General features: G+C 34.9%; 6 protein-coding genes and 1 tRNA gene. 5 read left to right on the forward strand and 2 right to left on the reverse strand.

What is annotated here, in order from left to right:
* Position 1 precedes the first annotated feature (1 nt).
* From IW16_RS17050 to IW16_RS17070, 4 genes are all read left to right on the forward strand, one after another.
* Positions 2–370, forward strand: coding sequence for a hypothetical protein (locus IW16_RS17050; protein WP_034747077.1), 369 nt, complete (start codon positions 2–4; stop codon positions 368–370).
* A gap of 719 nt (positions 371–1089) precedes the next feature.
* Positions 1090–5577, forward strand: coding sequence for a phage tail tape measure protein (locus tag IW16_RS17060; RefSeq protein WP_051890380.1), 4488 nt, complete (start codon positions 1090–1092; stop codon positions 5575–5577).
* A 1-nt stretch (position 5578) separates the two neighbouring features.
* On the forward strand, positions 5579–7594 hold the full coding sequence (locus IW16_RS17065) for a hypothetical protein (protein ID WP_034747083.1): 2016 nt from the start codon (positions 5579–5581) through the stop codon (positions 7592–7594).
* Entirely contained in the window at positions 7594–9453 is a 1860-nt protein-coding gene (locus tag IW16_RS17070) for a hypothetical protein (protein ID WP_034747085.1), read from the forward strand. Before IW16_RS17065 ends, IW16_RS17070 begins: the two co-directional genes overlap by 1 nt.
* On the opposite strand, the gene IW16_RS17075 is transcribed toward IW16_RS17070, so the two are convergent.
* Both IW16_RS17075 and IW16_RS17080 read right to left on the reverse strand, forming a co-directional pair.
* A complete protein-coding gene (locus tag IW16_RS17075) occupies positions 9450–10628 on the reverse strand; it encodes a site-specific integrase (protein ID WP_034747087.1) in 1179 nt (392 codons plus the stop codon). The two genes, IW16_RS17070 and IW16_RS17075, sit on opposite strands and share 4 nt — an antisense overlap.
* Before the next feature lie 149 nt (positions 10629–10777).
* A tRNA-Arg gene (locus IW16_RS17080) sits at positions 10778–10851 on the reverse strand.
* Between the two features lie 59 nt (positions 10852–10910).
* Between IW16_RS17080 and IW16_RS17085 the strand changes: the two genes are divergently transcribed.
* Positions 10911–11957: an ABC transporter substrate-binding protein gene (locus tag IW16_RS17085; protein WP_034747089.1), complete on the forward strand. Its 1047-nt coding sequence runs from the start codon at positions 10911–10913 to the stop codon at positions 11955–11957.
* Positions 11958–11996: the final 39 nt, after the last annotated feature.

Raw genomic sequence — 11996 nt, forward strand, 5'->3', positions numbered from 1 at the left:
CATGGAAGATGATAAATACATATTTCAGCTCCTAGGAAATTACATTGAGGAAGATCCGGATGATATGGAAAACTTCTATAACGATGCTATGAATTTAATTAGGGGCGCTGCAGCAGATAAGAACATTGAATTTGATGGCTACTTCCGGGAACGTTGGGAGATCTCAGCAGATACAATTTTTGAATTCGATGAAGACTACTTTGAAAATGAAGATAGGCGTGATCTATATGTCTTCCTTTCAGCTTTGGTTGATGAAGAAATATTTGGATATTTGCATTATGTATGGCATCATGTTTTTCATGAAGATCTAAAAAAAGCTATTGTAGAGACGAAAATATTCGAACTAAAGGAAAAAGGAATAATTTTTTAATTTTTATCAATTAGATATATTTATTGTAAATTTGAAAATAGTTGAAGTCATAATTACATATTAATTATGATTATTTTAAACACCCCTACTCGTCACAGTAGGGGTGTTTTTTTGTTAAAAGTGTAAATCACAATTTTTTCAATTCCAACGCCTGCAACTCATTTTTCTGGGATATTTACCATAAAAAATATTTTGCAACATTTTGAGTTGTTGTAATTAAATAGATAATAATTCACTGATGATAATCTTTTTTAAACATTTAATTTATAGTGTTTTATCAATAACATTTAGCAGTTGCTTTGCTTAATTTTTCAAGTAATTTCCTGCTTTTTACAGGACTTAAAATATTTATAAAAAAGTGATTTTTGAGTCAAAAAAAAGGCTAAAATCAAAAATTAAAAACTGATAGATTTTATCAATATTCTGAAAATCAGCATTCTAACCTTCGTTAAAAATAAATAAATAAAGTTGATACAGCTTGAGGCCGACGCCGCCAAGAATCGAAATTGCGGTTGCAGTCGCCCAGATTGCTGGAAATATGGTCAGTTTGGCTGTAAATGCCCCTGTAGAATGCCCTGTAGGGCCGATTTTGCAACATATAGTCATTTTTAATAGTTGCCTTGTCATCAGTATGATGCACAGGTAGTTAGGGTCGCACCTTTTTTGATGTAACGTAGGTTGTACGGTCATCTGCCTAACATTGCCAATAAAAAAAAGAGATGGCAAATGTGATTTCGGATGAGATACTTAAGCTCAAGATAGTTGTCGATGGCAATGAGGCTCAGAAAAGAGTGCTTGATCTCGAGCAGGCCAACAAAGTATTATCAGTAAGGCTTGAAGATCTTACGCAGCAGGAGAAGGAGTTAGATAAACAGCGTAAAGCCGAAGAGAAGATCTTAAAGTCTAACACCGATAAGATAGGTAAGTATAATACTAAGCTTAAGGAAAGTGAGCTTTTCGTTATCAATGAAGTAAAAGCTTTACGTCAAAAACAATCTGCATATGAACAGGGGTCTAAAGAGTATGAGAAGCTGCAGGCTCAGATTGATAAGGTTAAGCAGAAGGCAGATGAAGCAGCAAAGGCGATTAATGAAGAGATACAAGGTCTCACATCGCAACAATCCAAATTTCAAGAAAACTTTGATAAGGCTAATACTGCCTATAAAAACCTACGTAAGGAGATCGAGGCTACAAATGAAGCGTTAGGAGATAATCGGTCAAAGATTGATGATGAAATCGGTGCCATGAAGATAATGGACATGACAACTGATCAGCTGACTAGAAGAGCTAAAGATCTCCGGGATGCGATGAGGCACATGACTGAGGGCGATACCCTTAATAAAACAAGAGATGAACTTCAGGAAATTAATGATAGAATAGCTGAATTGAATGCCGGGCCTGAGGAATCATCCTTCTTAGATACCTTCAATGAATATACAGGCGTTATAGTTGCGGCTGTAGCTTCCGTTGCTGGTTTCTTAATGAAAATGCAGGAAGTTGTTGATTTAAACAATGAATTGGTAGATGCTCAGACTGCGGTTGCTAAGACAACTGGTATGACTACCGAAGAGGTAAAAGACTTAACGGCTGCTTATACTGATTTCGACACCCGTACCAATCAAATTGATCTCCTTAAGATTGCTGAGATTGGCGGGCGTTTAGGTGTTCCAAAAGCCGAAATTCAGGATTTTACCAGAGAGGTTGACAAGGCTTATGTTGCGTTAGGTGATTCATTTGCAGGAGGAGTTGAGAAAGTTGCCGAAAAAATAGGTAAAATAAAAGGTTTATTCAAAGAAACTAAAGAATTAGGCTTTGGTCAGGCTATGAATGAAATCGGATCTGGGCTAAATGAACTTGGAGCAGATGGGGCTGCATCAGAAGAGAATATTGCAGATTTTGCTTTAAGAATGGGGCAGTTACCTGAAGCTCTAAAACCAAGTATTGCAGAAACATTGGCTTTAGGTGCTGCTTTTGAAGAAAGTGGTATCGATGCAGAAAGGGCTTCGTCTGGTTATATGACATTTATAAGAACTGCAGGAAAGGAAACTGCTGGATTTGCTAAAGTAATGCATATTTCTCAAAAGGAAGTTGAAAAGCTACTCAATGAAGATCCTATGCAATTCTTCTTAAAATTCTCGGAAGGAGCGAAAGGTTTAGATCCAGTCAAATTATCTCAAATTTTAGATGGTCTTAAGTTAAATAGTGGAGAGGTTATATCAATAATTGGAGCAGCTTCCGAAAATACAGATAAATTCAGAAATTCAATAGAGCTCTCTGGACAGGCAATGGATGAAGCTACCTCTTTGCAGGATGAATTCAATAAGGTGAATAATAACGCGGCTGCCATTTATGATAAACTTCAAAAGAAGTGGAAAGAAATCTACACCAGTGAAAAAGTTGCAAAAGTTCTAGCTTCTTTAATTCAAACTATAGGTAAATTACTAGGTGTTGTTGAAGACAGTACCGGAGGGGTCACTATTTTTAGGGAATCACTTCTATTTCTTACGAAAATACTTACCATTGCTGTAGTTTCAATATTCTCCTACAATACTGCTTTGGCCTTATCTGAATTAACTCTTGCTAAAATTAAGGAGAGATTGCTTGCCTATACGATAGTTCAGAAGGCAAGTAATTTACTAAATCAAACAAGTACGGTTCTTCAGAATATTTGGAATGTAACACTCGGTTACAGTACGCTTGCGTTAGCCCGTCTAACAGGGTCTACTAATCTTCAGACTATTGCTCAGCAAAGATTAAATCTAGTTACAGCAGCAAATCCTTGGGTTGCGGTTGTCGGGGTAGTGATGGCTGTAGTGACTGCTTATATGTTATTTAAAACAAGTGCTGAAGAGGCGGCCGCTGCTAGCACTAAGCAAAGTAGAGCTTTGGAATTGCAAGGTGATATTTCTAAAAGAATCAATGATGAAGAATCTAAATCTGCTGCAGAACTCAAAGCTAAAGTTGAGCCGCTGATTAAAGTTTTAAAGGATAAAAATACGCAGTTGAGTGAGCGTAAGAAAGCTTATGATGAACTTATCAAGATTGCTCCGGAGTTTAAAGGAACTTTGGATGCTGAATTTATTGCAACTTCTAAACTTGATAAAGTGTATTCGTCTTTAATCGACAAAATAAAAGCTGCGGCAAAGGTTAGAGCACTACAGGCGATTTTAGATGAGCAATATCAAAAAAGAGAAAAATTAGCGGGGAAACAGGAGATTTTCACAGCCACTCAAGAGAAAAATAAGACTGATAAAACAATGCGTAATCCTGATGGCAGTGCCAAGGGGGGTATTGTATTAGTTAATAGTCTTGTCGAAAAAACAAATAAAGATTTAGAAGAGCTGGATGGAAACATTGATGATGTTGTTAAGAAAATAGCTGATGCTAAAGTTGAGAAAACAGATACTACTTCAAATTATACCCCTCTTCCGGAAAAAGAAAAAAAGAAAAAAATTACGGATGAAGACAAGGCAGCACGTAAAGCTGAAAATGCATATCAGGCCATGCGTAAGAAGATTCTTGAACATGCCGAAGATTATGACCAGAAAGAGCTTGAATTGGAAGCACAGAAACAAGAAGCCAACGCAGAAATTCAAAACGAGGGCTATGAAAAAGAAAAAGCGTTGCTGCTTGCAGAAGGTAAAAAGAGGGTTGCTGAACTTGAAAAACAGAAATTCAAGCAATCGGATTTTGACGATATCGGCAGAATCATAAAAAGAGAAAAGGGTGATCTTAAAAAACAGTTTATCGCAATCAAAGAGCAATGGATAAAGGAAAATAAGCTGGTAGAAGATACTAAAACTGCTGAAAAAGAAAAGACCAATTTTAAGCTTCGTTCTCTGGACGATAAGTATACCGAAATTGGACTGAAAAAAGATGAAGAGGATCTGCAGAAGCGGTTGAATTTAATAACAAGAGAACAAAATCAAACGTTATCCGCCAATGTTTCAGTAAAACAACAGAAAGAATTTCTTGCATCAAAAGGATATACAGAAGAATCTTTAAAATTTATTAGTAATTGGGAAGAGGGGAAGACAGCTATTGAAAAATACTATCAGAAGCAAAGTCTCCAGGAGCAAGTTACATTCTTCCAGGAACAAATTGCGATGTTTGAAACGGTTGCAGAGTTGGCTCCTGAATTTCTTACTGAAGATCAGCTTGAGCGAATTCAGCAATATAAAGATAAGTTAGCAGGTATCATTGCTGATATTGCTAAAATTAAAAAAGGCGACGATCAAAAGCTTGGTGGAAAACTCAGCTCCTTCGGTGCTGGTAATGCTGATTTATTTGGTCTTACTCAGGATCAATGGAAGGCAATGTTTACCAACACCGATAATCTTTCTGAAAAAATTCAAAAAGTCGGTGCAGCAACTCAGATTGCTCAAAATATGTTTAGTGCTTATTCTGGATTTGTTCAGGCCAACGAGCAAAGAATGCTTCAAAAAATGGAGGTTTCAAGTGAACGAAAAAAGAAGAAATTAAAAAGTCAACTTGATTCAGGCTTAATTACCCAGGAGAACTATAAAAAAGAAACTCAACTTCTTGATGCTGAGTTAGACAGAAAAAAGGCTGAACTTGAATATAAAGCAGCCAAACGTCAAAGAGATCTGCAAATTGCCCAAGCAATTTCCGGGGTCGCAATGGCGGTAATTAATGCAGCACAGACACAGCCATTTTTCCCTTTAGGTTTAGCGATGACTGTTTTAGCCGGTGCAATGGGAGCTGTTCAATTGGCTACTATAATGAGTACACCGTTACCGAGTGCTCCAGGAGCAGAGGACGGGCTTTATCCGGTTCTCAGATCGCAAGACAATAAATTGTTCAATGCAAGGCGAAGATCTTCGAAAACGGGTGTTTATGATGAACCAACACTTTTGGTTGGCGAGGCAGGCCCCACAATGCCAGAACTCGTTGTTTCGGGAAAAACTATGAAGAAAATTGATCCTAATATCCAAAAAATGTATATGGAAGAAATTCGAAGAGTTGAAGGTTTTGAAAATGGACTATATCCGAAACAAACTGTTTCATCCGGTAGTGATGAAATGCTAATTAAGGCATTGGACATTATTAGAGATAATACAGAAGTAATGATTTATTTAAAAAACAACGGTGTAAGAGGTGTTTTTGAAAAATCTGCTCGTACTGGGAAAGATATTAAAGATATGACAAGCGAATACGATAATTTATTAACTAAAAACAGACATTAATATGCCTATAGAATTACCAGAAATTCCAGATTATATACAAGCGTCAACGCTTACTACTGACGTAAATTGGCAGCACGGAAACCCATTTCCTCCAGATGTAAAAATTAATGTAAAAGCTTCTACGCAAAATGTTGGATTGTATGGTTCGTATAAGATTGTTCTATATGGTAATGTTAATAATACAGACATATATCCTATAGAAATAACTGACGGTACTAATGTAATCTACGAGTTTGTAAATGGATCAGGGTCTTTTAACAAAAATGCATTTATAAAGTTTAAAGATTTGGAGCTTTTAGGCGCTGGATCATATCCAATTGAGATTTTTTTCACCTATTATGGTGTGAATAATGAAATTGGATACTATTTGAATGAGGCAAGTGCATTCTTTACTTTAAATATTCAGGGAATTCCAGAAAGTATCATAACTGATAAGAATGAATATAATTTAATTTATAATAGACAAAATAATAGCCTTACAGGAGATTTAAATATTAAAATCATTGGAAATGTTAATAATAGCCCGATGCGATTTTTCAATAATTTAGAAATCTTTAAAAATGTAGATCCAATTGTAAATAACTCATTGGTTTTAGAAGAAAAATCTCCACTTATATCTAATTCAAATCTTCCTATTGAAGGCGAATATGAAATAAGTTCTGCTATTTTTAAAAAAATTGTTGGTGGGCCATACGTAAATGTGAAATCGTTCCTTATTAATTTAATTGTGGTTAACGGAGATATGATGATAACTCCTAAAAGTCTCAATTTTTCCTTACTCCAATCAGCAGGAGAAATAAAAGAGGAGGTGTTAAAAGTAATTAATCCGTATAACAAAGCTTTTACAATAGAAGGTCCTTACTGGCTTGAATTTTCCATAAATTCAGGATCTCAGTCAGCAGAAGTAATTATATCAACTTTAAATTCATCAAACTTACCTATAGGAGAACTAAGTGACAATATTTTGATAAAATACGAAGACAAAACAATAAGTATTCCTGTCAGTTTATCAGTGATTAGTTTTATTTTTCTGTCAGGAATCGAGACATATAATTTTTGTTTAGATGATAAAATTATAAACTTTATTAAACGGGAATTATCTTCTAGATATGTGAGGTCTACATTATCAATTAAATTTCAAAGTGAAGATAAAACAATTAACATGGAAGTGCCTCTTACTGTTCCTTATTATAATGAAAAGGCCTCTTTTGATTTGGGAGCTAAAATTCACCAATATTTTTTAAGATTAAAAAAAAGCATACTTAAAGAAGAAAAGAAGCCGGATAAGTTTGATAATAAATTATGGATATATCCTGCGGAAGTTAAAATTCTAGTTGAAGAATTGGATGTTGATTATAATGTTGTTCACTCGGAAAATGTTGCAGCTATACATTTTTATCCTGGTAAAAAACCCGCAGCGTTTCCACTACTTTCTAATAACTTGATAAAACAAAGAGTTGCAGGATCTAAATATATTTTTGCTTACATACAAGGCTTGATTTTACCTAATAAAATAGGAATCGGAACTCCAAATGTTTTAGCAGATGGATTGGTTACACGCGTGAAGATTGAAGATGATGAAGATAAAATAATTTTCCCCAGAAAAAAGATTTTTCAAATCACAGAAGATAAGCAGCTTGTGTATTATACCATCCCAAACAATGGTCCTCATGTAATTAATCTGCAGTATGAAAATCAGAATCTATGTCCAGAATCCTTCAGCTTTACCGGACATTTAAAGAAAACTCCGGAATATAGCCATGTTTACGATCAAAATGTTCTTTCATCCGTCAAAGAGAAATATGATGTGACTAAAATTACTACCTGGACGATAAATACGGGATTTATTCTCGAAAAATGCACTCAAATAATTGATGAAATAATCATGAGTAAATTATGCTATGTTGAGATTGATAACAAGGTTTACAGGGGGTTTGTTATTGCTCAAAAAATTGTTGCTGCTGACTCTAGCTTAGAATTAATTCAGTTTGATTTAGATTTTATATTATTAGAATAATGGAAATAAAATTTTATACAAATAAGGGGATTCTTGATTTGTCTAATGTGAAATTTAGTACACAGGAGCAGAATTCAATGATGAGTGACAGGGTTTTTACTAAGTTCTTTTTTCCTTTTGTAATTAATGTTGATGATCTTTTTTTTCAAACCTTTGGTGATTATTTGAGTGATGAGAGTAAAGATGTGGAAGTTGTTATTGAAGGACATCTTTTTCACGAAAACAAAACATATCAGGCAACATTGACGATTGAAAGTATTGAAGGCTATGTGTTGACAGGTCAGATTGATTATGGATTTGAGGAGATTCCGAACTTTGATAAAAAGTTAAGTGAACTTCCATACGAAAAATTCAAAGTTGATGATATCTATTCATTTGCCGAAGGAATTGTTTTGAAAAAATGGCCCCAAACAAATTATAATTTTCCAAGGATTTTCACTAAGAAATTTGGTTCTGATGATATATGGGATAGTTTTGATGGATATTATAACGATAGTGTCATTGAGAATAATCTGCCAAAAATGAAAAGGAATTATATTGATGGTTCTGGAAATATTTTCAATGTAAATATTATACATCCATGTCCGCATTCGATTTATATATTAAAGGTAGGTTTTAGAGATGCTGGCTTTGACTTATTAGGAGATATATTGTCAGATCCGGATCTCCAGCAAAGATGGGTTTTTTCAGGTACAGACTATTTTACGATGAAATCTCAGACAAGATTGGAAGCGAAGGCAACACAAATGGATTACTATCAAGATGAGCCTTGGACTGGTTTGATTAATGGACAAGTATATAAAAAGCGAAAAAGATTGTATGATAGAACTTTTTATGATTTAAAACCGGGTACCTATAAAATACAGGGATCGTTTCGAATTCAATCTTTTTATGGAAGAATCGTTTGTAGAATTACTGCTAATAATACCATAATATGGGAGCATAATGTATATTATACTCAGGGGTTTCTTGATAAGGTTTTTCCTACTGATATTTCCGTCCCGTTAAACTTAACCTCCAATAGAATCAGCTTTTTTGTTGAATATATTCCATTAAACTCTGATGCCTCTGATTATGATGTAATAGGCTTTAGGCTGACTTCAGACGTTTTAACAGATGATGGCGCGAGTGAAGAAGACACCAAAGTGGTTAACAATCTCAATGAAATAGATTTAAGCAGAGCTGTTCCTGAAATGACATTTGGAGATTATGTCAATGGGATAAAGAACTGGTTTAATTATGATATGGATGTTGTAGGAACTAAAATTTATATGAATAGATTGGGGAAAAATGAACCTTCTAATGTTCAGGATTTTAATGAGTTCTCAGTAAAAAATCCGAAAAAGACATTTCTTAAAAAGAGATCATTTTTGATTAAATTTCCAGACCTGCCTGCGCCTTATAAGTTGGACAGTATATATTATGATTATAAAGGTGTAAAGCTGAATGGTCTTAAAAATGAGAATACTTCAGAGGTTGAAATAAATGGATATCCCCTTCCTGTTGCAAAGCCTAAAGAAACTAGTGTGCCAACGGCTATTGATGCATTGGAATCTTCTGATGTCATAGGATTGGTTTTTTATGATGGATTAATTGGGGGACAGAACAATTCGAAGAATGTTCCCGGATGTGCACATCCCGAGCTTTTTAATAAAAACTTTTTGCAATGGTTACGTCAAAGAACTATAGGTGTTCAATATCAATGGCAAAAAGAGGTTAATGCTGAGCGTTTTAGCCAGGTGCAAATTAAAAATCATATTTTTTGCAATAACAATATACATCTGATTGTAAGTTTGAACAAAGATAAAGTTGGTGACAATACCTATCAAATAGATATTGTCACCGAAACTATCAGCTAATCCATTATAAAAGAAGCCATATTTGATTCTTTCTCAACAATATGTACATAAATCATCGTCGTCAGAATACTTGAATGATTTAATATCTGTTGCAAATCTCGTACGTTGCCGCCTTTACGTAGAAAATTGGTGGCAAACGTATGTCTGCCGGTGTGCATTGAAACATTTTTCTTAATGTTTATGGTATTTAATTTCATTATAGTTTTCAATGTTCGATTGATCGATTCAGGTGTGATCTGGTTTACAAACAATGCTGGATGTCTATCTATAATAGCTTTAGCTGTATTATTAAGCACAATCGTATGTGGTTTATCTGTTTTTTCGGAATGAAACGTCACGGCATCCCCCTTGAAATCGATTCTTCTCAACTTTTGTATTTCTGAAATCCTTAAACTTGTATAACATGCGAAAAGAAAGTAACCTAAAGTCAACAAATGTCCTCTATCAATGTTATCACTAAAATAGTATTGCTTTAAAATTTCAACTTCGCGAATTGTCAAATTGGTCTTGGATCCTTTCATGGAGCCCACCTTCAGGTCATCAATGTCAAAATTTATAAATAACCCGTGTTTCTTTGCGAGATTAATGAACTTTTTGATTGTCTTTATGTTTCCGGCAATTGTTGTCTGCTTGTTTCCTTTAGAGTACAAGTAGCCTTTATAATCCTCAAAAAAGCCCAAAGTCAAACTACTGAAGGGAATTGGATGCTTATAATTTTCAAGCTTTGTGATAACGCTTCTTGCCATCCGTTTAGTAGAATCTTTTGTAGGTACTTTCTCCAGGTGGTGTTTTGCAAATGATATGAAATCATATTTTGGAGTTTTATTGAAAAATTCATTTCTGAAAGTTTTGACATCTAAATAAGCAGAACGAGATAGACGGTAATGTGTTTTAATTTCTGTTGTTTTTGATTCCATGTTATCAAGAGACAGATTGATGTCTTCATTGTCAAACTTCTTTTTAACTCTACGGATGTTATTATCCCATCTATCCGGATTTGTATAAAGACCGGTTGGAATACGATCTCTTTCTCCATTTATGGAGACATCATAAAAAATCTGGCACTTGCCGTCTTTTCTTTTGTAATTGTTTAGGTAAAAATGTGTGGTAATTGTCATAAATTTTGCATTTGTGACAAGCTCTGTGACAAGAAATGAAGGTCGGTTTTGAGTCATGCTTATAATATTTTTAAGATTAAAAGAAATGACCAGAATCGTTGTGACGGGTTTATGACAAAGGGATAAAAGAAAACAGGTTAACCCCTAAATCTCGACACTTCATACGTTGAAATGAGCTTGATCTAATTGTTAACCTGTTGTTTTCGTGACCTCGACAGGATTCAAACCTGTAACCTTCTGAGCCGTAATCAGATGCGCTATTCAGTTGCGCCACGAGGCCGTCGTTTCCTTGATGTTTTAAGGTTTGCAAATATAGCACTTTTTTCCGTTCTTTGAAAGATGAAACAGAGAATTTTACTTTTATTTACAGTTATAGCGCTAATCTCCTGTAAAAGAGAACAAAAAATTTCGTCCTCAGACTGGACTAATATCTCAAACCGCACCCAATTTAAGGAGCATGACGGTCTTTTGGAGTTAAAGTCAGGGAATTTCACTTATAATTTCAAAGCCAACCAGACTCCATTCAAAAAAATAATCCTTTTAAATGCGAGCATGGCGGGGTATATTTCTGAGCTGGGAGCTGAAGATTTGATTATCGGAGTTTCAAGTCCGGAATATATTTACTCCGAAAAAATTCAGAATCTTTTGAAGTCCGGAAAAATCCAGAATGTAGGAAGCGAGCAGAAGTATGACGTAGAAAAAATCATTTCTATGAAACCGGATGCGATTTTTACAAACTATATTGCAAGTTTTGACAATGCCTATCAGCTGCTGAAAAATAATGGAATACAGGTGGTTTTCCTGGATGAATACATGGAACAGCTTCCGCTGCAAAAAACGGCTTACATCAAACTTTTCGGAGAGTTTTTCGGAAAGGAGAAAGAGGCTGAGGCAAAATATAAAGAAATCGAAAAAAACTATGCTGATCTGAAACAGCTGGCATTAAAGGCAAAAGATAAACCTGTAGTGCTGGCCAATGAGATGTACGGAGATGTCTGGTATCTGCCGGGTGGAAAAACATCCGTAGCGAATTATATTACCGATGCCAATGCCTCTTATATCATGAAAGACAATAAAGAAGAAAAATCTCTGACGATGAGCTTTGAGGAAGTATTTGCAAAGTCAGCCGGAGTACAGTATTGGGTAAATGCAGGAAGCCATACCTCTAAAAAAGAAATGTTGGCGACCAATCCTTTCTATGGGAAACTGGATGCATTCAACAAAGGAAAGATCTACACCATAGCCGGGAAAGAAAAAAATAAAGCCAATGACTTTTTTGAAAGCGGGGCAGTAAGAGCTGATTTGATCCTGAAAGACTATATCAAGATCTTTCACCCGGAACTTCTTCCGGAATATCAGTTAACCTACATGAAAGAGCTTCAATAACTCGGACGAAATGTTTATTTTTGCAGTTCCTTTTTAGAA

This window comes from Chryseobacterium vrystaatense (assembly GCF_000737765.1).
GTDB classification, from domain to species: domain Bacteria; phylum Bacteroidota; class Bacteroidia; order Flavobacteriales; family Weeksellaceae; genus Chryseobacterium; species Chryseobacterium vrystaatense.